General features: G+C 75.0%; 23 protein-coding genes and 2 pseudogenes. 9 read left to right on the top strand and 16 right to left on the bottom strand.

The window, feature by feature from the left end:
- Positions 1-5 precede the first annotated feature (5 nt).
- Positions 6-467: a VOC family protein gene (locus AC24FB_RS10125; RefSeq protein WP_425713743.1), complete on the bottom strand. Its 462-nt coding sequence runs from the start codon at positions 465-467 to the stop codon at positions 6-8.
- On the bottom strand, positions 464-1,075 hold the full coding sequence (locus tag AC24FB_RS10120) for a DinB family protein (RefSeq protein ID WP_425713744.1): 612 nt from the start codon (positions 1,073-1,075) through the stop codon (positions 464-466). Before AC24FB_RS10120 ends, AC24FB_RS10125 begins: the two co-directional genes overlap by 4 nt.
- Before the next feature lie 61 nt (positions 1,076-1,136).
- Here AC24FB_RS10120 and AC24FB_RS10115 point away from each other — a divergent pair, with 61 nt between their 5' ends.
- On the top strand, positions 1,137-2,099 hold the full coding sequence (locus AC24FB_RS10115) for a helix-turn-helix transcriptional regulator (RefSeq protein ID WP_425713745.1): 963 nt from the start codon (positions 1,137-1,139) through the stop codon (positions 2,097-2,099).
- 12 nt (positions 2,100-2,111) lie between these two features.
- Positions 2,112-3,275 (top strand): annotated as a pseudogene (locus tag AC24FB_RS10110) (MFS transporter).
- Positions 3,276-3,404: 129 nt separating this feature from the next.
- Here AC24FB_RS10110 and AC24FB_RS10105 read toward each other — a convergent pair.
- The 3 genes from AC24FB_RS10105 to AC24FB_RS10095 are packed head-to-tail and all read right to left on the bottom strand — an operon-like array spanning position 3,405 to position 5,445.
- On the bottom strand, positions 3,405-3,887 hold the full coding sequence (locus AC24FB_RS10105; protein WP_425713748.1) for a nucleoside deaminase: 483 nt from the start codon (positions 3,885-3,887) through the stop codon (positions 3,405-3,407).
- Between the two features lie 33 nt (positions 3,888-3,920).
- A complete protein-coding gene (locus tag AC24FB_RS10100; protein ID WP_425713749.1) occupies positions 3,921-4,967 on the bottom strand; it encodes a nitronate monooxygenase in 1,047 nt (348 codons plus the stop codon).
- Between the two features lie 28 nt (positions 4,968-4,995).
- Complete coding sequence (locus AC24FB_RS10095; RefSeq protein ID WP_425713750.1) at positions 4,996-5,445, bottom strand: hypothetical protein; 450 nt, start codon at positions 5,443-5,445, stop codon at positions 4,996-4,998.
- Between the two features lie 220 nt (positions 5,446-5,665).
- Between AC24FB_RS10095 and AC24FB_RS10090 the strand changes: the two genes are divergently transcribed.
- The gene (locus AC24FB_RS10090) at positions 5,666-6,424 is read left to right on the top strand and encodes an ANTAR domain-containing protein (RefSeq protein WP_425713751.1); all 759 of its coding nucleotides are present in this window, start codon (positions 5,666-5,668) and stop codon (positions 6,422-6,424) included.
- 4 nt (positions 6,425-6,428) lie between these two features.
- On the opposite strand, the gene AC24FB_RS10085 is transcribed toward AC24FB_RS10090, so the two are convergent.
- The 4 genes and pseudogenes from AC24FB_RS10085 to AC24FB_RS10070 form a co-directional block, all read right to left on the bottom strand.
- Complete coding sequence (locus tag AC24FB_RS10085) at positions 6,429-8,093, bottom strand: NAD-dependent epimerase/dehydratase family protein (RefSeq protein ID WP_425713752.1); 1,665 nt, start codon at positions 8,091-8,093, stop codon at positions 6,429-6,431.
- Positions 8,090-8,311, bottom strand: a complete 222-nt coding sequence (locus AC24FB_RS10080; protein ID WP_425713753.1) for a hypothetical protein — start codon at positions 8,309-8,311, stop codon at positions 8,090-8,092. Before AC24FB_RS10080 ends, AC24FB_RS10085 begins: the two co-directional genes overlap by 4 nt.
- Positions 8,298-9,644 (bottom strand): cytochrome P450, encoded by a 1,347-nt coding sequence (locus AC24FB_RS10075; protein WP_425713754.1) that lies wholly within the window; start codon positions 9,642-9,644, stop codon positions 8,298-8,300. Before AC24FB_RS10075 ends, AC24FB_RS10080 begins: the two co-directional genes overlap by 14 nt.
- 14 nt (positions 9,645-9,658) lie before the next feature.
- Positions 9,659-9,892 (bottom strand): annotated as a pseudogene (locus AC24FB_RS10070) (SDR family oxidoreductase); the annotation flags it as partial.
- Positions 9,893-10,235: 343 nt separating this feature from the next.
- Between AC24FB_RS10070 and AC24FB_RS10065 the strand changes: the two are divergent.
- The 5 genes from AC24FB_RS10065 (at position 10,236) to AC24FB_RS10045 (ending at position 13,167) form a co-directional block, all read left to right on the top strand.
- Positions 10,236-10,970 (top strand): sigma-70 family RNA polymerase sigma factor, encoded by a 735-nt coding sequence (locus tag AC24FB_RS10065; protein WP_425713755.1) that lies wholly within the window; start codon positions 10,236-10,238, stop codon positions 10,968-10,970.
- Positions 10,971-11,004: 34 nt separating this feature from the next.
- Entirely contained in the window at positions 11,005-11,292 is a 288-nt protein-coding gene (locus tag AC24FB_RS10060; RefSeq protein ID WP_425713756.1) for a WhiB family transcriptional regulator, read from the top strand.
- Positions 11,293-11,329: 37 nt separating this feature from the next.
- Complete coding sequence (locus tag AC24FB_RS10055) at positions 11,330-12,523, top strand: zinc-dependent alcohol dehydrogenase (protein WP_425713757.1); 1,194 nt, start codon at positions 11,330-11,332, stop codon at positions 12,521-12,523.
- 130 nt (positions 12,524-12,653) lie between these two features.
- Entirely contained in the window at positions 12,654-12,920 is a 267-nt protein-coding gene (locus AC24FB_RS10050) for a DUF7218 family protein (RefSeq protein WP_425713758.1), read from the top strand.
- Between the two features lie 10 nt (positions 12,921-12,930).
- A complete protein-coding gene (locus AC24FB_RS10045) occupies positions 12,931-13,167 on the top strand; it encodes a hypothetical protein (protein ID WP_425713759.1) in 237 nt (78 codons plus the stop codon).
- 32 nt (positions 13,168-13,199) lie between these two features.
- On the opposite strand, the gene AC24FB_RS10040 is transcribed toward AC24FB_RS10045, so the two are convergent.
- Positions 13,200-14,528: an MFS transporter gene (locus AC24FB_RS10040; protein WP_425713760.1), complete on the bottom strand. Its 1,329-nt coding sequence runs from the start codon at positions 14,526-14,528 to the stop codon at positions 13,200-13,202.
- A 261-nt stretch (positions 14,529-14,789) separates the two neighbouring features.
- Here AC24FB_RS10040 and ligD point away from each other — a divergent pair, with 261 nt between their 5' ends.
- The gene (ligD, locus tag AC24FB_RS10035) at positions 14,790-15,914 is read left to right on the top strand and encodes a non-homologous end-joining DNA ligase (RefSeq protein ID WP_425713761.1); all 1,125 of its coding nucleotides are present in this window, start codon (positions 14,790-14,792) and stop codon (positions 15,912-15,914) included.
- Positions 15,915-16,045: 131 nt separating this feature from the next.
- Here ligD and AC24FB_RS10030 read toward each other — a convergent pair whose 3' ends face one another.
- The 6 genes from AC24FB_RS10030 to AC24FB_RS10005 form a co-directional block, all read right to left on the bottom strand.
- Positions 16,046-16,306: a GlsB/YeaQ/YmgE family stress response membrane protein gene (locus AC24FB_RS10030; RefSeq protein ID WP_425713762.1), complete on the bottom strand. Its 261-nt coding sequence runs from the start codon at positions 16,304-16,306 to the stop codon at positions 16,046-16,048.
- Positions 16,307-16,486: 180 nt separating this feature from the next.
- A complete protein-coding gene (locus tag AC24FB_RS10025) occupies positions 16,487-17,467 on the bottom strand; it encodes an EamA family transporter (RefSeq protein WP_425713763.1) in 981 nt (326 codons plus the stop codon).
- Positions 17,464-18,384 (bottom strand): AEC family transporter, encoded by a 921-nt coding sequence (locus AC24FB_RS10020; protein ID WP_425713764.1) that lies wholly within the window; start codon positions 18,382-18,384, stop codon positions 17,464-17,466. Before AC24FB_RS10020 ends, AC24FB_RS10025 begins: the two co-directional genes overlap by 4 nt.
- Positions 18,381-19,316: an endonuclease/exonuclease/phosphatase family protein gene (locus AC24FB_RS10015; protein WP_425713765.1), complete on the bottom strand. Its 936-nt coding sequence runs from the start codon at positions 19,314-19,316 to the stop codon at positions 18,381-18,383. Before AC24FB_RS10015 ends, AC24FB_RS10020 begins: the two co-directional genes overlap by 4 nt.
- Positions 19,313-19,780 (bottom strand): peptide-methionine (R)-S-oxide reductase MsrB, encoded by a 468-nt coding sequence (gene msrB, locus AC24FB_RS10010; RefSeq protein ID WP_425713766.1) that lies wholly within the window; start codon positions 19,778-19,780, stop codon positions 19,313-19,315. Before msrB ends, AC24FB_RS10015 begins: the two co-directional genes overlap by 4 nt.
- 73 nt (positions 19,781-19,853) lie before the next feature.
- Positions 19,854-22,652 carry a mechanosensitive ion channel family protein gene (locus tag AC24FB_RS10005; RefSeq protein ID WP_425713767.1) on the bottom strand — a complete coding sequence of 933 codons (2,799 nt, stop codon included), beginning with the start codon at positions 22,650-22,652 and terminating at the stop codon, positions 19,854-19,856.
- Positions 22,653-22,681 lie beyond the last annotated feature (29 nt).

Raw genomic sequence — 22,681 nt, 5'->3', positions numbered from 1 at the left:
GCGGGTCAGTCGAGGCAGAACTCGTTGCCCTCCGGGTCGGCCATGACGATGAAGCCGATGCTCAGGGGCGGCTCGGGCTCGTGCCGACGCAGCCGCGACGCCCCGAGCCCGACCAGGCGGTCGCACTCGGCCTCGAGCGCGGCCATCCGCGGCTCGCCGCTGAGGTCGGAGGCCGTGCGGACGTCGAGGTGGACGCGGTTCTTCGCCACCTTGTCCTCGGGGACCTGCTGGAAGAAGATCCGCGGGCCCACGCCGTCCGGGTCCTCGAGAGCGGACGAGGAGTTCCGCAGCTCCTCGGGCACCTCGGCGGCCTCGAGGAACTCGTCCCAGGCGGCGAGCGGGTCGGCGCCGTCGGGCAGGTCGACGCCGGGCGGCGCCGGGTGGACGTAGCCGAGGACCTCGCGCCAGAAGATCGACAGGGCGCGCGGGTCGTGGGCGTCGAACGTGATCTGGACCGTCGCACTCATGACTGCACCGCCCCTCCGGAGCTCTCGCCCGTCGTGTGCAGGTAGAGGTCGCGCAGGAGGGCGACCTCGGCGAGGTGGTGGACGAGCTCGCGGTTGATGTGCAGGACGAGCCGCGCCATCGGGTCCTCGGCGAACGGGCCCTCCGCCTCGCCGCAGGGACGGGCGAGGCCCTCCTCCCCCAGGCTCGCGACCCCCTCGGTCCACCGCGCGTACTCCTCGTCGAGCTGGGCGAGGGCTGCGTCCGCCGTCGGCGCGTAGTCGAAGGACTGGTAGTCGGTGGCCGCGCGGCCGAAGTGGGCCGCGTTGCGCACCGCCAGCACGCCGACGATGACGTGGCCGAGGCGCCAGGCGATCGTCGTCATCGGGGCGGGCTCGGGCGGCGGGAAGGCGAAGTCGATCGTCATCTCGCCGGAGCCCGCCTGGACGGGGGCAGTCCCGGTCCCGCGCGGGCGGACGTTCCAGGCACCGGGGGCGGGCTCCCAGAGGTACTCGTCGTCGGTCAGCCCGGTGAGGCGCTCGCGGACCTGGTTGGTCAGGTGCCAGTCGGTCTGGTCCCGGAGCAGCGCGTTCCAGGACGTGTCGGTCAGGGTCGCTGTCGGTTCGCTCATGACCACACCGTGACGGAGAACAAGGACAGATTCGGTCCGCGTTCGGTGGAAGAGTGTCCGCATGCGCACCGAGGGGACGACCGAACGGGTGCTGCGGCTGCTCGGGCTGCTGCAGCACCGCTCACAGTGGACGGCCACCGAGCTCGCCGACGAGCTCGACGTCACGCCGCGCTCGGTGCGGCGCGACGTCGAGCGGCTGCGCCGGCTCGGCTACCCCGTGGAGGCGGCGCCCGGGATCGGCGGCGGGTACCGGCTCGGCGCCGGGACGCGCCTCCCTCCCCTCCTGCTCGACGCCGACGAGGCCGCCGCCACCGCCCTGTCCCTGCGCCTGGCCGCCGGTGGCACGGTGGCCGGCGTGGGCGAGGCTGCGCTGCGCGCGCTCACCAAGCTCGACCAGGTGCTGCCGCCGCGCCTGCGCGCCGAGGTGCGGGCGCTCTACGACGCGACGGGAGCCGTCGTCGGCCCCCACTCGACGATCGACGCCGACCTGCTCGTCCGCCTCGCGCGCGCCTGCCGCGACTCGGTCCGGGTGCGCTTCCGGTACACGGCGCGCAGCGGCGATGAGCGCGAGCGGACGGCCGAGCCCGTGCGCATGGTGTCCGTGGGGATGCACTGGTACCTCATGGCCTTCGACGTCGGCCGGGACGGCTGGCGCACGTTCCGGCTCGACAGGATGAGCGAGGTCGAGGCCTCCACCTGGCGTTTCACCCCGCGCGACCATCCCGACCCGGTCGAGTACGTCCAGCAGTCGGTGACGACGTCGCCCTACGCGTTCGTCGCCCGGGTCCGCCTGCGGGCGGCCGCGGAGGACGTGCGGGCGCTCGTCCCGGCGACCGCCGGGCGCGTCGAGGAGGAGGCCGACGGGTGGTGCGTGCTCATCTCCGGCGGCACGGAGCTCGACTGGATCGCCATGCACGTGGCCTCCCTCGGCTACGACGCCGAGATCCTCGAGCCGCCCGAGCTGCGCGAGGCGGCGGCCCGGCTGGCGCAGCGGCTGTCGCGGATGGCCGGTACAGGCGACTGACAGACTCCGCCCATGCGCCGGCGCACCTCGATCGCCCTCCTGGCAGTCGGCCACGCGTGCGTCGACGTCTACCAGGGGGCGGTCGCCGCGCTCGTCCCCTTCTTCGTCGCCGAGCGGGACTACACGTACGCGGCGGCGTCGGCGATCGTCCTCGCCGCCTCGCTCGTCTCCTCGATCGTCCAGCCGCTCTTCGGCGCGCTGACGGACCGGTGGTCGATGCCGTGGCTCGTCCCGGTGAGCACGGTCCTCGGCGGGCTCGGCGTGGCCCTGGGCGGCGTGAGCGAGAACTACGTCCTCACCCTGATCTTCATCGGGGTCTCGGGCATCGGCGTCGCGGCGTACCACCCGGAGGGGGCCCGGCTCGCGCGCACGGCGAGCGCCGGCAGCCACACGGCGATGGCCTGGTTCTCCACCGGCGGCAATGTCGGGTTCGCCCTCGCGCCGGTCGTCGTCGGGCTGAGCGTGGGGATCGGCGGCCTCGCACTCACGCCCGCGCTCGTGCTCCCGGCGCTCGTCGGTGCGGTCCTCACGCTGCCCGTCGTCCGCGTCCTCACCCGGCAGGTCGCGACCTCCCGCACGACGGCGACACCCGTCCGCCCCGACGACTGGTCCTCGTTCGGCCGCCTCAGCCTCGCAGTGGCCACCCGCTCGATCGCGTTCGTCGGGCTCGGCGCGTTCGTCTCGCTGTAGGCGGCCGAGCGCGTGGACGGGGGCGAGAGCGCCGGCCTCGTCGCGCTGTTCGTCCTCTATCTCGGGGGCATCGTCGGCTCGATGCTCGGCGGCGCCCTCGCCCAGCGGTTCGGCCGGGTCCGGGTCTCGCGGTGGGCGTACGTCGTCAGCACGGTCGCGGTGGCCGGGGTCGTGTGGGTTCCCGGCTACTCGATCTACGCGTTCCTCGCGCTCGCGTCGATCGGCATGTACACGCCCTTCTCGCTCCAGATCACGCTCGGCCAGGACTACCTGCCCAGCCGGGTGGGGACGGCGAGCGGGGTGACCCTGGGCCTCGCGGTGAGCGTCGGCGGCCTGGCGAGCCCGGGGATCGGCGCCCTGGCCGACCGCACGTCGCTGCAGGTGGCGCTCGCCCCGCTCGTCCTCATGCCCGCGATCAGCTGGCTGATGTTCGCCACGCTGCGGGAGCCGGGTGGGCGAGGCGAGGCCGACGGACAGGGCACGTGAGGCAAGCCGGGCAAGCGGCGCTAGCCAGGTCGACGGGGCGAGCCAGGTGAACGTGACGAGCCAGATGAACGCGACCGGCCGGGGCCGTCGGACGGCTGAGCGACCGAACCGCTGTGGGCGTCCCTTCCGTCAGCGCCGGGCGTCGGCTCTCGCCGCGTGCAGAGCGCGCACCCGCTCGGCGAGCTCCGGGTCCGGCCCGTCGACGACCGCGCCGGGTACGACCGCCTGGATCGGCAGGCTCGCGAGCGGTCCGGACGGGAGCCCGAGCTCGCGCGACCACTGCGTCAGCTGCTCGGTCGACGACGCGTAGACGATCCGCCCCAGCCCCGCCCAGCCGTGGGCGGCCGCACACATCGCGCAGTGCTCGCCCGAGGTGTAGACGACGCACCGCGCCGCGACGCCGGGCTCGAGGTGCTCCGCAGCCCAAAGGGCGATGACGAGCTCGGGGTGCCGCGTACGGTCCCCGCCGGAGACGTGGTTGTGGTCCTCGAGAAGGACGTGGCCGTCGGGCGCGACGAGAACGGATCCGAACGGCTCGTCACCGGACTCGAGCGCCGCCTCGGCCAGCTCGACGGCGCGGACGAGGAAGGCGCGGTCGGTGTCGGTGATCATGCCGCCATCCTGCCCGTCGACGGTCGGTGGGTGTCAGCCGCGTCGGCCGGCCCCGGCCGCCTGCGCATCGGCCCACAGGTCGGCGACGATCCGCGCGGCCGGGCCGCTCGGCGCGTCCTGCCACCGCTGCCCCGCCCACAGCGGGATGAACCGGGTGTCGCCCGCCGCACCGCCGTCCTGCCGGATCGGCCAGGTCACGTGGTTGAGCGCGGGGTAGGCCGCGGGCGCCACGGCGTCGAACCGCCGGACGAGGTCGTTGACGAGCGAGCGCGCGGGGCGGCCGGTGAACGCGCGGGTGACGGCGGTCGCGGTGAGAGCGGGGTCGCGCAGCGCGGCGCGGTGGCCGGGAGAGGTGCCGGCCTCGTCGGAGTCGAGCAGCGCGGTGCCGACCTGGACGGCATCCGCGACCTCGAGCGCCCGCGCCACCTCCTCCCCCGTCGTCAGCCCGCCGGCCGCGACCACGGGCACGTCCACCGCCGCGCGCACGGAGCGCAGCAGCTCGCCCAGCGGGGCGTCGTCCGGGGTGTCGACGACGGCGAACGTCGACCGGTGCCCGCCCGCCTCTGGCCCCTGCGCCACGACCGCGTCCACGCCGGCGGCCGCCGCGGCCTCGGCGTCCCGGGCGTGCGCGACGGTGACCCACACGGCGGTGCCGACGTCGTGGAACCGGGTGATCGTCTCCCCGCTCGGGAGGCCGAACGTGAAGGACACGAGCGGCACCGGGTCCGCGAGCAGGGCCTCGACCTTGGCGTCGAACCCGGAGTCGTCCTGGCGCGGCGTACCGAGCTCGTCGATGCCGAGCTCGACGGCCAGGGGCGCGAGGGCGTCGCGGTAGGCGAGGGCGGCGTCGAGGTCCGCGGCCTCGGGGTCGGGGACGAAGAGATTGACGCCGAACCGGGTGGCGCCGAGCTCGCGCGCTCGGCGGACCTGCTCGAGCAGCGCGTCGACCCCGCCGTAGCCGGACGCGAGGAATCCGGTCCCGCCGGCCTGCTCGGCGGCGGCGACGAGCTCGGGCGTCGACGGCCCTCCGGCCATCGGGGCAGCGATGAGCGGAACGGTCAGGTCAGCGGGGGTGAGCACGGCCTCGAGCCTAGTGACCGGCCGGCGCTCATGGCCCGGGAGGCGGCGGGAGCTCGACGACTCGTGCGCCCGGTCCCACCCGGTCGAGCTCGTCCGCGACCGCTTCCGCGAGCGCCGCGAACGCGGGGTGGACCGGGTGGCGCCGGTCCGCGTCGGGCGGGGGCGCGGTCGTCCGCACGAGCGTGACGTCGTTGCGCTCCCCGCAGCGACGGCACACGGTCTCCCACCCGTCCTCGTCCGCGGCCACCGGGCCGACCGCGACGAGCCTCGCCCCCTCGACGTCGCCCTCGGCGAGCGAGCGGACGGCGACGGCGCCCGCGTGCGAGTCGAGCCGGGCCACGGCCGCGCGCACGGAGGTCAGCCAGCCCAGGTCCACGGACAACAGGTGCGGGCGGGCGCCGCGATCGGCGAGCGCGTCGGCGATCACGAGCTCCGCGCGCCCCCCGTCGCCCAGCACAGCCACGGTCGTGTCACGCATGCGTCGATCGTCCTCCTTGTTCCTGCGGCCCGCACGTCGGCGCCCGCCCGGCGGTCCCTGGCAGGCCGCGTCCCCCGCGCCACCCGTCTCCGTCGGCCGGGCCCGAGACCGGTGCGGCCGCCCGAGGAGTCGGTAGACTGGTGCCTCGGTGACGGTCGGCCGCTCGCGCCGGACCGCGCCCACCCGGGGGTACGCACGCCGCCCGGACGACGGAGGTGTGGTGGCGGACGAGGACTTCTTCTCCCGGATGGCGCTCGACCTGCAGGCCGGGTCCGGTGCCGGGAGTCGCACGACGATCGAGCGGATCGCGGACTACGCCCGCTCCGCGGTCACGTGCGACGACGCCGGCATCATGCGTACCCACGCCCGTGACCGGCTCGAGACCGCCGCCGCCACGTCGAGGGCGGTCGCCGAGGCCCACCACCTGCAGCTGCACCTCGACGAGGGGCCGTGCCTCGACGCGCTGACCGCGGCCGAGGGCGGCGAGTACGTCTCCGGGGACGTCGGGGCGGACGCGCGCTATCCGGCCTGGGGCCCGGCCGTCGCCGCCCTCGGGTTCCGCAGCGTGCTCAGCGTGCCCCTGCGCACGCAGGAGCGCCGGTACGGGTCGCTCAACCTCTACTCGGCCCGGCGGGACGCCTTCGACGAGGAGGACGTCGCGGTCACCCACATCTTCTCCCGGCACGCCTCGGTCGCGATCGCGTCGGCGCACGAGCACGAGGGGCTGAAGGTCGCCGTCGACTCGCGCAAGCTCGTCGGTCAGGCCCAGGGGATCCTCATGGAGCGGTTCGACCTCGAGGCCGACCAGGCGTTCGCCTTCCTCCGGCGGCACTCCCAGGACCACAACATCAAGCTCCGCGAGGTCGCCGAGTGGGTGGTCGAGCACCGTCGTTCCCACCGCACCCCCCCGTCCGACGCCGGACGCGAGCACCAGCCCGCCGGCAACGGGACCGTGTCCTCCGACACCGAATCGGGCTGAGCGCTCACTCACCGGGCGCCGCGACCTTCCGCTCCTGCCCGTCCTTCTGGCGCGCCGTGGCGAAGGCGTGGCCGGTGACCCGGTCGTGCAGCCGGCCGATGACCTCGGCCTGCTGACGGGCGTCGTCGGCGAGCTGGTCGAACACCGCTCGGGGCAGCCCGAGCTCGTCGGCGAGGCGCGCGAGCACCTCCCAGACGCCCAGCTTGCCGATGACGGCACTGCGCAGGAGCTCGGTCTCGAGCACCGGTGTCATGGGCGAGTCCACCAGCCGTCCGTTGAGCTTGAGCCTGCCGATCCGCTCGGCCGCCCACGCCGCCACCTGGCGGTGCGCGCGTGGCCGCAGGTCGAGCGTCTCGACGAGGTCACGGAGGAAGAGCCGCTCGGACTCGATCTGCTCCGCCAGGTCCGCCAGCTCGGGGCCGAGCTCCGTGCGGCCGTGGGCGTCGGCCATGCGTCGCGCGCGTGCGCTGCCCCCCGTCGCCCCCGTGAGGTGGTCGGAGAGGTAGAGGCCGAGCAGGTGCCGGTCGAGCGTCGCGGGAACCCGGTGAGCGGCGGGCGTCCCGCCGGACTCCTGGGCGCGGAACCGCAGCGCGCCGCCGGCCGGGGTGGCGTCGGTCGGCCACGCCTCGGCCGGCCGCATCGGAGTGCTCGGCATCCCGGTCCCGTCGGCGATCCCCGTCAGGAGCGCGCGCAGCGCGCTGCCGGCGTCGTGCCGGGGGTGCCAGCCGAGCTCCGTGCGGGCGCGCGTCGCATCCATCACCGGGACGGCCATGCCCATGTCGAGCCATCCGGCGTCGGCGGCGACCGCGCGTGCCTCCCACGCGAGCGAGACGGCCGGCCGCAGCAGCCGCGGCGGGACGCGGACGAGCCGGCCGTGGTCGAGGACGTCCGCCAGGTCCTGCGCGGTGAGCACGGGGTCGGCGGCGATGTTGAAGGGTCCCGCCGCCCGCTCGAGGACGACCCGCAGGTAGGCGTCGGCGAGATCGTCGGCATGGACGACCTGCAGGCGCAGACCCGTCGGCACGGGCATCACGGGCAGCCGCCCGGGCCGCAGCAACCCGGCGGGGACGAGCGGACCGAGGAAGTACCGCCGGATCTCCGCGGCCGGTTCGCTCCCGAAGACGAGCGCCGGGCGCAGGCGTGCGACCCGCAGGTCGGGGTGCTGCTCCTCGTAGTGGTCGAGGACCCGCTCCTGGGCGGCCTTGTCCACCGAGTAGTGGGACGTGGGGATCCCCTCGGTGGGCCAGGACTCGTCGCGGGGCGTGTCGTCGTCGACCGGTGAGTAGGCACCCACCGAGGAGGCGACGACCAGGTGCGGGACCCCCGCCCGTGCCGCCGCCTCGGCGACCCGCGCCGTCCCGGTGACGTTGGCTCGCCGCAGGAGGTCGCGCTGCCGGTTCGGCTGGATGAGCCAGGCCAGGTGCACGACGGCGTCCGCGCCGCGGATCGCCGTGGCGATCTCGTCGATCAGCCGGTCCTCGTGCTCCCGGGTGCGCGCCGGCAGCGCGAGGTCGATGCGGTGCCACGTGGCGGACGCGTACGGCTCTGCGTCGGGCTCGGGCAACCGCCGGGCGATGGCGACGATCTCGTCGACCTCCGCGGATCCGGCCAGTGCGCGCAGCACCGCGGTGCCGGCGTTGCCGGAGGCTCCGACGACGGCGACCCTCACGGTCCGTCCTCCGGCTCGCCCTCGGCCTGGGAGGGATGTCCGCCGGGCGGTTCGGGGTGGTCCTCGGAGTGGGCGTCCGACGGGTCCTCCCCCTCCGCCTGCGACGGCCGGCCGGTGGGGCGGTCGCCCGGCTCCTCCCGCTGCGCGGGGTCGCCGGCGAGCGCCTCCCCGGTTCCGGTGAGCTCCTCGGTCGTGGGGTCGTCCCTACGGTCGGGCATGGCTGGTCTCCTTCTCCTGTGCGTGCCCGACGCCGACCCTCGGCGTCAGGGTGAGTCGCACCCTGCCCGGTGCGAGGGTGCGCGGGAGCGGCGCGTCGGCGGACAGGTCGGCCGGGTCCGCCAGGCCGACGTCGTACCGGCGCACGAGCGCGGCGAGCACCTCGCTCGTCACGTCGAGCACGAGCGTTCTCCCCGGGCACCGGGCGGGTCCGGCGCTGAACGGCACGAGTCCCCGGTCCGCCTCGGCGCGTCCGTCGGTCCACGCCTCGGGCGTGAACCGGTCGGCCCAGCCGCGGCGGCGCGGGTCCCGGTGGAAGAACGTCGACACGACGACGAACCCCGTCCCGGTGGCGGCCTCGCGGTCCCGCCACGTGGTCGGGGTCGTGGAGTCGCGCAGGATCGCGAGCGTGGTCGGCCACAGCCTGAGCGACTCGAGCACGGTGGACCGCGCGGCCGGCCGCAGTCCCCGGTGGTCGGCCGGGTCCTCCGCCCGCACGCGCTCCTGGGCCTCGGGGTGGATCGCCAGCAGCGCGAGTGCCCGATGGATCGCGATGGCGGCGGCGTCGAAGGCGAACAGCCAGTGCGGGAGCTGGCCGGTGCTCGCGGTGCCCCGCGCGGCCGGTGCGGCGGCGACGAGGCCGGCGAGGCTGTTCGGGTCGGCCGTGAGCACGTACCCGCGCAGCGAGGCGGCGAGCTCGCGCATCCTCGCCGTGCTCCGCGGCACGAGGCAGGCCCAGTTCGCCCGGGCCCGCAGCTGGTCGAGGACCGTGGTCACGCGGGTGTCGTCCCGCGCCAGGTCCCCGAGCGTCACGCGGCGGGCGACGCGACCGAACGAGGCGCGCAGCCGATCCCACGTGAGGTCCGGCCCGGTGAGCGCGCCCATCTCCTCGTCGGCCGCACGGACGCACGTCTCGTGCAGGCGGTGCAGGTCCGCCCCGTGGTCGAGGACGGCCTCGTTGAACGGCCGGCGGAGTCGGCGCCGTGCGGCGTCGGAGACGAGCAGGCCCGCCGGCTGGAAGTGGCTCAGGGAGGCCACCTTCTCCCGGTTGGCCGGGGTGAACGTGTCGACGTCACCAAGCAGTCGCTCGACGTCACCGACGTCGAGCGGGAGCGCGATCTCTCGCAGCGGCAGGCGCAGCCGGACGGGTCCGGGCCCGTACCGCTCGCGGAGCGCGGCGAGGACGTCGGCGGCGCGGCGGTCGGCGTCGAGCCGGTCGACGAGGGCGGTCGCGCGCGGCCGGCGCACGATGATGCCGCGGACGAGCAGCGGCAGCAGGACGCCCGTGACGGCGCGTGCGGTGTCCCGGCGGCCGAGCGTGACGAGCCCGGTCACGGTCCGATCATCCCGCCGGTGACGCCCAGCGGCGTCGACCGCCCGAGCTCGGGCAGCTCCTCGGTCGGCTGACCGTCCGAGGGCTGCAGCGGCGTGCAGATCGGACCGGGCGCGACGGCGTTGACCCGGATGCCCCGCGGGGCGAGCTGCTGCGCGAGGTTCGTGCTGAAGCTGTTGATCGCGGCCTTCGTCGCCGCGTGGTCGAGCAGCACGGGCGGGGGCTGGTGGGCGACGATCGACGTGGTGCTGCGGACGTCGTCGGACATCGCGTGCTCCCGTTCGTCGTCGGAGGATCGGTGCGGGGTGGGCATGCCCCTGACGTACCCGCGGGGACGTCCGGCAAACCGAGGGCCTCCGTTTGACACACGTCACGGACTCGGCAAGATTGGAGACCTGGTGATGCAGCCGCCAGGACGCGCACGTTCTGCTCGGGGGACCTCCGTGAACGTACGACCGACAGCTGACCACCGTGGGAGCCGGCGCTCCCGCACCCACCGATCCGGGCGACGCAGCACCGCACGCCGACGCGGCGGCGAATCTCGCGGCCAGGAACCGTCGCCCGACCCGGCTCACGCCGACCACGACGACGCGGTGCTCGAGCATCTCGGGCTCGCCCGCGCCCTCGCCCGCCGGTTCCGGGGCCGCGGACCGGAGCCGGAGGACCTCGAGCAGGTCGCCTACCTCGGGCTGGTCAAGGCCGTGCGAGGTTTCGACGCCGGTCGCGGCAGTCTCGCCGCCTACGCGACCGCCACCATCCTCGGTGAGCTCAAGCGCCACTTCCGCGACGGCGGGTGGATGGTCCGCCCCCCGCGGCCCGTGCAGGAGCTGCAGATCGAGATCCGCGGGGTGGTCGACGAGCACCTCCAGCGCCACGCGTCCCCACCCTCCGACGCCGAGCTCGCGCGTTCGCTCGGGCACGACGTGCACGCGGTCCGCGAGGCCCGCGCCGCCGTCGGATGCTTCGCACCGCAGTCGATCGACGCCGCTCCCGGCCCGGGCACCCGCCCGATCGGCGAGGATCTGCCGGCCGCCGACGACGGGGCGTTCGAGCGGGTCGAGGAGCTCGCGAGCCTCGCGCCGTTGCGCGGGCGGCTGACCGGGTCCGACCGCGTGCTCCTGCGGATGCGGTTCGTCGAGGAGCACACCCAGCAGGAGATCGCCGACGTGCTCGGCGTCAGTCAGATGCAGGTGTCCCGCCGGCTCGGCCGCGTGCTCGCCACGCTCAGGCTGGCCGCGGGGACACCGGCCGCGGCGTCACGGCGGGGCACGGCGGCGCCGTCCCCCACCGGTACGACCGCCACCACGCCAAGGACGCGCGCCGCCTGAGGGCCGCGTGCGCGACGACCACAGGAGGCACCCGATGGCTGAACTGTCCCGACTTCCCGAACCGCTGCTGGACGTGTGGAGCTGGCAGCTCGAGGGGGCGTGCCGCGAGGTCGACCCCGAGGACTTCTTCCACCCCGAGGGCGAGCGCGGCCAGGTCCGGCGGCGCCGCGACGAGGCCGCCAAGGCGGTGTGCGCGGCCTGCCCCGTGATCGACGCCTGCCGTGAGCACGCGCTCGCCGTCCGCGAGCCGTACGGGGTCTGGGGCGGCATGAGCGAGGACGACCGGCAGGCCGCCTACCGCTCCGAGCGGAGGGCCGGTTGATGCACCGAGGACGCACTGCCGAAGAGAGGAGGATCACGTGCGCGCACTGACCTGGCAGGGGCCCGAGCACGTCAGCGTCGAGGACGTCCCCGACCCGACTGTCGTCGAGCCGACCGACGCCGTGGTGGAGGTGACCTCGACCGCGATCTGCGGCTCGGACCTGCACCTCTACAGCGTCCTCGGCGCCTTCCTCGACCCGGGGGACGTCCTCGGCCACGAGACGATGGGCATCGTGCGAGAGGTCGGGGCGGAGGTCACCGACGTCTCGGTCGGCGACCGGGTGGTCGTCCCGTTCCCGATCGCGTGCGGGAGGTGCCGGATGTGCGCGCGCGGCCTGCACAGCCAGTGCGAGACCACGCAGGTGCGCGAGCACGGCAGCGGGGCTGCCCTGTTCGGCTACACCAAGCTCTACGGCCAGGTGCCCGGCGGCCAGGCGGAGTACCTGCGGGTCCCCCACGCCGGCGCGGGGCTCGTCCGCGTGCCGGACGACGGCGAGCCGGACGAGCGCTACCTCTACCTCTCCGACATCCTGCCGACGGCCTGGCAGGCCGTGCGCTACGCGCAGGTGGAGCCGGGGTGCGCCGTGGTCGTGCTCGGGCTGGGGCCGGTCGGCCAGCTGGCCGCGCGCGTCGCCCGGTACCTGGGTGCCGGTCGGGTGATCGGCGTCGACCGCGTGCCCGAGCGGCTGGCGATGGCGGCGCGGCACGAGATCGAGGTGATCGACGAACGGGAGGTCGACGACGTCACCGCCGCCCTGCGGGACCGGACCGACGGCGAGGGCCCGGACGCGGTGATCGACGCCGTCGGGATGGAGGCCCACGGCTCCCCCGTGGCCGGCGTCGCCCACCGGGCGATGGCGAAGCTGCCGGACGCCGTCGCCGCCCCGTTGATGGAGCACGCCGGCGTCGACCGGCTGGCCGCGCTGCGGACCGCGATCTCCGCCGTGCGCCGCGGCGGCACGGTCTCCGTCTCCGGCGTGTACGGGGGCGCCCAGGATCCCCTGCCGCTGCTGGAGATGTTCGACAAGCAGCTGACCGTGCGGATGGGGCAGGCCAACGTCCACCACTGGGTCGACGAGCTGCTGCCCGTCGTCATGGACCGCGAGGACCCGCTCGGCGTCCTCGACCTGCGCACGCACCGGCTGCCGCTCGAGGAGGCGCCGGCCGCGTACGCGATGTTCCAGAAGAAGGAGGACGGCTGCGTCAAGGTCGTCCTCGACCCCCGGGCCTGACGGGGCGCGCCGGTGCGGCGGCCGATCTGCCGCCCGGTGCGCCGGCTGTTTGACTCCCGGCGGATCGGGTACGAGGCCCGGGAGGCTCGACCAGCGGCGCGGCTCACGCGCCGACGAGGAGGGAGACGACATGCCGAGGGACGAGACACCCAGCCTGAAGAAGCCCGAGATGTACGAGGAGCTGCGGGACGAGGGCGCGTCGAAGGAGAAGGCGGCCCGCATCTCGAACGCCGCGGCGAACGAGGGCAAGAAGGAGGTCGGCCGCCGCGGCGGGGAGGCCGGCAGCTACGAGGACTGGACCGTGGAGGAGCTCAAGGACCGGGCGAAGGAGCTCGGCATCGAGGGCTACTCCGACAAGAGGAAGTCGGAGCTCGTCGACCTGCTCCGCAACCACTGAGGGGGACGCCATGGCCATGTGCGCCACGTGCGGGAACAGCTACGAGAAGACCTTCACGATCACCACGCACGACGGCACGACCGCGGACTTCGACTCGTTCGAGTGCGCCATCCACGCGGTGGCGCCGACCTGCGCCCACTGCGGGTGCCGGGTCGTCGGCCACGGGGTCGACGTCGACGGCACGTCGTACTGCTGCAGCCACTGCGCGCGTCAGGTCACCGCGGCCGACCTCACCGACAGCGCCTGAGGCCCGGCCCGCCGCCGGTCGGCCCGCGGTCGTCAGGCCGTCCGACCGGTGACGCGCTCGTCCGACGTCGGACGCTCGCCCTGCGGCGAGGGGGCAGGTGACGGTGCGGCGTGCGCGCCGCCCGTCGCGGCGGTCCGTCCGTGGACGAGGTGGTAAAGCCCGAGGGACACGACGACGACGCCGGCGAGCACGAGGTACATCCCGGCGTAGCCGGTCACGCGCAGGAGCTGGGCGAGGATGACCGGCCCGACGCCGACGCCGAGGTCGACCATGAAGAAGTGCGTCGAGATGGCGAGGCCCACGCGCCGCATGGGCACCTTGGACACGGCGATCGCCTGCAGGGCGGACATGAGCGTGCCGTAGCCGAGGCCCATGAGCGCGCCCGCGACGACGACCATCCAGTCCGCGGTCGCGAGCCCGAGGACGGCGAGGCCGGCGGCGAACGCGACCACGGCGATGCCCACGACGACGTTGTCGCCCCGTCGGTCCTGCAGCGTGCCCATGAAGAAGAACCGGGTGAGGAACATGACGACCGCGTAGACGAGGAAGAACGCGCCGGCGCCCGCGACGAGGTTCGCTGCCTCCGCGTAGGAGTTGAGGTAGGTGAGCACGCCCGAGTACGCGATCGCCATGACGAGCATGAACGAGGCGATCGGCAGGACGGCGGGATGGAGCATCTGGGCCGGGTCGAGGCGGCGCATGCGGGCGCGCTCGTCGTCGGGGATGGGCTCGTCCTGGGTGCGCAGGAACAGGGAGACGACCATCGCGAGGACGGCCGCCGCGGAGGCGACGACGAACATCGCGGTGGCGCCGGGCCCGTTCCACAGCATCAGGCCGAGGAAGGGGCCGACCGCCGTCGCGAGCGTCATGCTGAGCGAGAAGTAGCCGGTGCCCTCGGCGCGCCGGACGGCCGGGATGACGGACTGCGCGATCGCCATCGCCGCGGTGCTGGCCAGCGCGAACGCCACGCCGTGGATCGCGCGGACCGCGAGGAGCAGGCCGAGCGAGTCGACGAGCAGGTAGGCCAGCGACGCGACGACGAACGCGATGAGCGACCAGGTGAGGACGCGCCGCTTCCCGAGGAGGTCACCGAGCCACCCGGCGAAGAGGCGCGCGACGGTCGAGCCGATGACGAAGATCGAGGACGCGAGGCCGCTGGCCGTCTCCCCCGCCGCGAACCGGTCGACGGCGTACATCGCCATCGTCGTGACGAGGAAGTAGAAGACGAAGGCGAGGAGGAAGTTGACGATCCACGCGAGGACGAGGTCGGCCGTCCAGAGGCGGACCCTGCCGGCCGGTCGCGTGGGGGACGTGCCGTCCGCCGTCGTGCCGTCCGCCGCCTGCGCGCGCTCGTCGACCACTGCTGACCATCCGTTCCCGTCTCGGCTCGCCCGGCTCGCGCCGGAGGACCGGTCGGAGGGGTCGGGCCCGTGGATTCCGGGCCGCCGATGATCCTGACATCGGGTACGCCGTTATGCCGGTCGTGCGAATCCTCACCCCGGTGCCGCTTGCGGGATCTTCGGGCACCCGCTCGAGCGCCGGCGGGCGGGGCGGGGCGGCCGGGGGTAGCGTCGGGCTCACCATCGGCGGGGCACCGGTCCCCGCACCGAGAGGGGGCCACGATGGCCGACCCCGACCGCGACACGGTCGAGATCGACGGCCGCCGGGTGCGTCTCACGCACCCCGAGAAGGTGATGTACCCGTCGACCGGGACGACGAAGCGCGACGTCGTCGACTACGTCGTCGCCGTGGCTCCCCTCGTCGTGCGGCACGGCGCGGGCCGGCCGGCGACCCGGAAGCGGTGGCCGGACGGCGTCGGGACCGCGCAGGATCCCGGCCAGTCGTTCTTCGCGAAGGACCTGCCCGGCAGCGTCCCGCACTGGGTGCCGCGCCGCGAGCAGCAGCACGCCGACCACGTCAACACCTATCCCCTGCCCGACGACGCCGCGACGCTCGCCTGGTTCGTCCAGATGGGGACGCTCGAGATCCACGTGCCGCAGTGGCGGTTCGGGCCGGCGGCGAGGCAGGAGCTCCCGCCCGACCGGCTCGTCCTCGACCTCGACCCCGGGGAGGGCGCGGGGCTCGCCGAGTGCGTCGAGGTGGCCCGGCTGCTGCGGCCCCGGCTCGACGACCTGGGCCTCACCTCGGTGCCGGTGACGAGCGGCAGCACGGGGGTGCACGTCTACGCCGGGCTCGACGGCTCGGCGACCAGCGACGAGGTGGCCGAGGCCGCCGCACGGCTCGCCCGCGAGATGGCGGAGGAGCACCCGGACCTCGTCGTCAGCACGATCCGCCGGGACGTGCGGCGCGGGAAGGTGCTCATCGACTGGAGCCAGAACCGGGCGGCGCGGACCACGGTCACGCCGTACTCGATGCGGGGGCGCACGCGACCCACCGTCGCGGTCCCACGCTCCTGGGACGAGCTCGAGGACGCGGACCTGCGCCAGCTGACGATCGACGAGGTGCTCGAGCGGGTGCGGGACGTCGGCGACCCGATGGACGTCATCGCTCCGCTCGAGGGCCGCGCGGGCACCCGCCACGGCGCCGCGATGCCGGTCGAGGAGGACGGCGACGCAGGGACGACGGAGGACGGCACGGGCACGGGGACCACGGGGGACGGCACGGGCACGGGGCGCTACGAGGACCGCACGGTCGCCGAGCTGCGGCGCCGCGCGCGGGATCTCGGCCTCCGCGGCTACTCCGACCTGAGGAAGGCGGAGCTCGTCGACCTGCTCCGCAACCACTGACCGACCGCCGGACGTGCCGGAGGGGCCGGCCCCCGGTCGGGAGCCGGCCCCTCCGGGCCGTGCAGGTCGGACGGTCGGTCGACCGCCCGGTGCGGGCGCCGGGTGGCGCCCCGGGGTCAGAGCCCCACGGGTCAGCGTGCTGCGCGACCCGCGCGGCCACGGACCGCGATGAAGATCGTGATGAAGACGATCGCGAGCACGACGCCCGCGATCCAGGTGACGATCGTGGAGCCGTCGAAGAGCGAGTCCGCGATCCACCCGCCGGCGAGCGCTCCGAGCGCGCCGAGGATGATGGTCCACAGGATGCCGAGGTTCTGGTCACCCTTCATGAAGAGCCGGGCGAGGGCGCCCATGATGGCACCGACGACGACGAGAGAGATGAACGACCACATGATGTGCCTCCTTGTCCGGGGGCCGGTGGGCAGCCCCCTGTTGTGACAGCGGGCCTACTGTTGCACCATCTGCGCACAACCGCACGCAGGCGCGGCGAGGGGAAAGTCACGGTTCGGCACCGCGTTATCGGGAGGCCCCCGCACGGTCGCCCGCCGGACATCTCGTCCTTCTCGGCGCGATCAGGCCTTCTCGGACCCCGGCCGACCCTGCCGCGGCGGCGCTGGGCGGCTTGCAAGCCCCACGGCGACCGAGACCATGACGAGCCCGGCGATCTCGGCGGCGTTGGGCACCTGCCCCAGCAGGACGAGTCCCACGAGCAGCGACGTCACGGGCAGCAGCGAGCTGAGCAGGGCGAACATCGCCGCGGTGAGCCGCCGGAACGCGACCTGGTCGATGACGTAGGGCACCACCGAGGACAGCACGGCCACGGCGACGACGAACAGCAGGTTCTCCGGCCGGAACAGCGGGCCCGACCCGGGCAGCCCGACCGGCGCGTACACCACGGCGGCGATCGCCAGCCCGACGGCGAGCGTGTCCGCCCCCGGCACCCGCGCGGCCTGACGCTGGCCGACGAACATGTACATCGCCCACGTCGCCCCCGCCAGGAGCGCGTAGATCGTGCCGACGAGCTGGTCGGGGTCGGTGAGGTCGACCCCGAGGCCGCCGATCGTCGCCACGCCCGCGAAGGCGAGCACGACCGCCGCCCGGGCGAGCCACCCGCGGCCCCCGATCGCCGCGAGGATCACGGGACTGAGGTATTCGAGGGACACGGCGGTGCCCAGCGGCAGCCGGGCGATCGACTCGTAGAACAGGAGGTTCGTCCCGCCGAGGGCCAGCCCGAACGCGACGGTCCAGCCGAGCGCCGTCCACGGGTGCTCGCGCGGCCAGCGCCGCCACGGCCGACGCCACGCCACGAGGATGAGCGAGGCGACGAGGATCCGCCCCCAGCCGACGGCGAGCGCCGGCGAGGACGCGAACAGCCCGACGGCGAGCCCCGAGCCGACGTAGCTCGACGTCCCCGACATGAGGAAGTACACCGGCGGCGGCACCTTGCCCACCGCGCGGGAGAGCGCCCCGCCTCGGCCGGGACCGCCGCGCGAACCGCCGGGCGGTCCGCCGGGTGCGCCGTCCGGCGTCGTCGGGCCGGGTGTCCCGCTCACGACAACAGCCCGGTCGCGGCGACGATGACGGGCACGCACGCCACGCTGGTGACGAGGATCGCGCGGCGGGCGAGGTCGACGTGGGCCTCGTAGCGCATGGCGTAGACGAAGACGTTCTGGGCCGTGGGCAGGGCGGCCACGACGACGACGCCGAGCAGCACGTCGCCCTCGAGGCCCGCGACCGGCCCGCCGATCACCCAGGCGAGGAACGGTCCGAGAGCGAGGCGCATGGCGATCGCCGTCCACACCACCGGGGTCGGTTCCCGGTCCGGCCCGCTGCCGCCGCCGTGGATCGACAGGCCGAACGCGACGAGCAGCATCGGCACCGTCATGTCGGCGAGCATCTGGACGGGCTGCGCGAGCACGGTCGGCAGCTCGAGGCCGGTGAACGACAGGACGAGGCCCGCGATCACGCCGAGCACCGGAGGGGAGAGCACCGGGGTGACGACCCGCCGCCAGCCGGAGCCGGAGCGGCCGGTGAACCGGTCGAGCAGGGCGCAGCTGAGCGGCGCGAGCACGAGGAGCTGCAGCATCATCGCGGGCACCACGGGCGCGGCCGTACCGACGGCGAGGACGAGGATCGGCAGCCCGATGTTGCCCGCGTTGACGTAGGACGCGGACAGGGCGCCGACCACCGTCCCGGCGGCGTCGACCCTGAGGATCGTCCGGGCCACGACGACGAAGAGCGCCGCGACGAGCAGCGCCGTGACGATCGTGACGACGGAGGCGAGCGAGAGGACGTGCGCGACGTCGGCCGTCGCGACCGTCGTCAGCATGAGCATGGGCACGCCCACGTGGAAGACGACGGTGCTCAGGGTGTCGGCGCCGCCCTTCCCGACGACGCCGGTGCGCGCGAGCACGTAGCCCACGACGACGATGAGGGTGAGGCCGGCGAACCCGGTGACGACCCCGGTCACGAGGCGCCGGTGGCGTGCGCGCCGGCGACCCGGGCGTCGGTGATCGTCGCGACGAGCGTGAGGTGGTCCGAGACGGGCAGGCGGTGGACCTCGCCGGAGGCGACCAGGTCGCTCGTGCCGAGGACGTGGTCGATCTGGCGGTGCGGGCGGCGGGCGGGGAACGTGGGCCCGACGGCGAGGGGCGTGAGCCCGGTGGCGGCCGCGACGTCGTCGGGGCCGAGGTTGAGGTCGCCGGCGAGGACGTGGGTGCCGGGCAGGGCGGTGAGCCGCTCGGTGACGGTGCGGAGCTGGGCACGCGCGGCGTCGGCGCGGGTGCTCAGGTGCGTGGCGGCCACGGCGAGCGGGCCGCCGGGGGCGTCGATCTGGGCGGCGAGCGCGACGCGGGCCTCGTCGCGCCGGAGCACGCGCGGGCCGACGCGGAGGACGGGGCCGCCCTGCGCGAGCGGGTGGCCGGGGCGCAGGAGCCGCAGCTCGGCGGGGAAGCTCCATGCGTGCCAGGCGCGCACGGGCAGCCGGCTGAGCAGCGCGACGCCGTAGCCCGGCTGCCACACCGCCGGCGCGACGAGCGGGCGGAGGCGGGGGCCGCCGCGCGGGCCGACCTCGGCGGCGGCGAGGCGCCACCACGACGTGCCGAGCATCCGCGCGAGCACCCGGGCCTGGTCGACGTAGCGCGAGCGCCGCTGACCGCGGTCGACCTCCTGGAGCGCGACGACGTCGAGGTCGAGCGCCGCGAGGGCCCGGCCGGCGGCGACGAGCGACGCGTGGTCGGGGTGGAGCGCGCAGGCGCCGGCGCGCGCGGGCGCGGTGCCGGTGGGCGTGGTACTGGTGGGCGCGGTGCCGACGTCGGCGGGCAGGCGGGGGCCTCCCCCGCTCGCCGGCGTGCCGTGCTGGAGGTTGACCGTGGCCACCCGGATCGGGCGGCCGGCCGTCACGGTCGCGACTCGGGTGCGACCGCGTCGTCGGCGGTGGGGGCGTCCGCGTCGTCCGCGGGCGCGAAGGTGAGCGAGACCGAGTTCATGCAGAAGCGGTCGCCGGTCGGGGTCTGCGGGGCGTCGTCGAAGACGTGCCCGAGGTGCGAGCCGCACGTCCTGCAGCGGACCTCGGTGCGGACCATTCCGTGGGAGCGGTCCTCGATGAGCTCGACCGCGTCGGAGTCCTGCGGGGCGTAGAAGGAGGGCCAGCCGCAGTGCGCATCGAACTTGGTCTCCGAGCGGAAGAGCTCGGCGCCGCACGCGCGGCAGGAGTACAGGCCCTCGCGGTGCTCGTCGAGCAGCTCGCCCGTGCCGGGGCGCTCGGTGCCCGCGAGGCGGAGGACCTGGAACTCGGCCGGGTCGAGGATCTGCCGCCACTCCTCGTCGGTCCTGCTGACGGCGTAGTCGCCGGTGGAGGTCGTCATGAGGCCATCGTCCTCCTCTTCGGCGCGGACGTCACGTCCGTCCGCCCCCGGCCGATGTGGTCGAGAGTGCGGGTCAGTCGCCGCCGCCCCCGTCGCCACCCTCGCCGCGGCCGGCGCCCGTCGCACCGCCGCCGCCGTCCGAGGCGTCGCGGCCGTAGACGACCTCGTGGCCGCGCGGCGGCCGGCCCGACCGGTCGCGGTACCGGCGCGGGGTGGACCCGGTGTCGACGCCCGGGGTGGACTCGGGGTCGTCGGCCGGGGCGACCGCGGGATCGTCGGCCGGGGCGACGTCCGCATCGGCGCCGGGCCCGGTACCGGCACCGCCCGCGGCCCCTCCCGCCGGCTCGACGGCCGCATCGGTCGCGGCGAAGTGCTCGGCGTCCAGTGCCGGCAGCACGGACGTCTCTCCGGAGCGCGGCGGCTGCACGTCGGCGGGCGGGGCGTCGCCCAGCGCGCCGGTGACCTCGACCGGCCCCTCGACGACCCGCTCGTCGCCGAACGCCTCCGACCCGTCGTACACGGCGGCGCGATCGTCGTCGTCGACCACCGGGATGCCACCCGTGGCGACGGAACCGAAGGCGACCGCCGCGGCGTCCGAGGTGTGATCCTCGCCGTCGACCGCCTCGCCCTCGCCGGTGGTCGCCGCCCGGCGCCGCTCCACGCCGGCCTCGAGCTCGGCCTGCACGGCCTCGTCGGGCCCGGTGAACTTCGCGCCGCGCTCCTCGTTCTCGGGGGTGCCCGTGTACATCGAGGAGGCGTGCGCGCCGGTCGTCGTCGTGACCGACGTCGCGTCGGACACGTCGGGCCGTTCCGCCGCCGACTGCGGCGTGATGACGGGCGGGAGCTGCCCGGCTGCGGCGGCGGAGCGCGCGCTCGGCGCCGACAGCCCGCGGCCGAACCGGTAGACGAGGCTCGTGCGCAGGGGGCCGAGCGGGAACTCGTCGCGCAGGCCGGGGACGGCGGACCCCTCGGCGGACTCCCCGCGGTTCTGCCACACCATGTCGTCCGGGTAGCCGGGCGGGTAGACGGCCGCGGTGTTCGCCGAGCCGGCGGAGATCGCCGAGACGGCCGACGTCCGTGTCCGGGCCGTCCACGCCACCGGCCCCTCCGACGCCGACGACGCCGAGGGCGCCGCCGCGTGGGCCGCGGACTGGGCCGAGTGCGCCGACTGGGCGGAGGAGGCCGACTGCGCCGACCCGGCGGAGCTCGCGGAGCGGGCGGACCAGGCCGAGCGGGCCGAACGCGCGGACCGGGGCGATCGTGCCGACCTACCCGAGCGCTCGCCGCGCTCCGCACGCTCACCGCGCTCGCCGCGATCCGCCCGCCCCGGACGCCCGGAGCGGGTCGCTCGGCCCCGCTGCCCGTCCGTCGCGCCCGCCGAGGGCGCGCCGGTCCCGCTGGTCCGGGAGTCGGCGTCGGGGGCGTGGGTCGTGTCCCCCGGGCGCGAGGCGGCGAGCGCCTCCTCGAGGGCCTCGGTGCTCATGACGGTGGTCTGGGAGCCGGTGTCGTCGTGGTGCCCGACCTGCCCGCGCCGACCGAGCGCGCCGCCGACCTCGCGGGCCCGGCGCCGGTCCTCGCGGGCCGCCCGCCGACGCGCCCGGCGCGCAGCCGACTCGCGCTGCTTGCGCGCCTCGACCGTCTCCTGCCGGACGACCACGGCCTCCTGCGCCACCTGCTCCTGGTCGCGGTAGCTCTTCTCGATCTCCGCGAGCTCGGCGAGGTCGGCGTCGAGGTCGGCCTGCTCGTGGACGTCGCGCGGGCGGGGCGGCGTGAGCGCCTCCAACGGCGGCTCGTGGTCCTCGATCCGCGTGCGCGGCAGCGCGTAGGGGGCGTGGGTCTGGAGGAAGTCGAGGAGCTCCTCGCGCAGGTAGTAGCGCAGGTCGACGAGCGTCCCGGGGTCCTTCGCGGAGACGAGCGCGCGGACCGTGACGAACCCGCCGACGGCGTCGTACACCTGGAAGATCCCGAGGTTCTTGTCCCACAGCGGCGTGGCGTCGAGGAGGCGCTGCATCTCCGCGCGCATCGCGGGCACGGGCACGCGCCAGTCGACGTCGAAGGTCACCGTGCCTAGGATGCTCGTCTCGCGTCGGGTCCAGTTCTCGAAGGGGTTGGTCGTGAAGTGCGACGACGGGAGGATGATCCGCCTGTTGTCCCAGGTCAGCACCACCACGTAGGTGAGGGTGATCTCCTCGATGTAGCCGTACTCGCCGTCGATGACGATCGTGTCGTCCACGCGGATCGCGTCTGTGAACGCGAGCTGGATGCCGGCGAACAGGTTGGCCAGCGTGCTCTGCGCCGCGATACCGGCGACGACCGACAGCACACCCGCCGAGGCCAGCATCGAGGCGCCGGCCGCGCGGGCCCCCGGGAAGGTCAGCAGCACGATGGCGATGCCGATGATCCAGACGACCACCACGCCGACGCGGCGCAGCATGACCGCCTGCGTCTGGATGCGGCGCCCGTGGGTGGAGACCTCGCCGCCGCCCGCGCGCTCCCGGACGCCCTTGAGCGCGAAGTCCTCGGCCACGTTGGCGAGCGCCGCCACGAGCCACGTGACGCTGAGGATGATCGCCACGACGAGCGCATGCTGGATGACCCCGCGCCAGCCCGGCACGCGCGCGTCCGCCGGGAGCCGCGTGGCCAGGTAGAAGCCGACCATGGTGCCGATGACCATGAGCAGCAGCCGGACCGGCCCCTTGATGCGGGCATAGACGATCCGGATGCCGGCCCTGCGGCGCGCGAGGAAGCCGAACACGGCGCCGAGCAGCAGCGCGACGACGAGGCCGGCCGCCGCCCCGATGACCGAGCTGCCGGCCACCGAGAGGACGTCGAGCGTGGTCTCGATGGCCTGGTCGGTCTGCTCGTCGTCCATGCCTCCAGGCTAGGGCGCGGGGCCCTGCC

It is taken from the genome of Georgenia sp. Z1344, from assembly GCF_057652375.1.
This window is presented reverse-complemented; position numbering and strand designations above follow the sequence as displayed.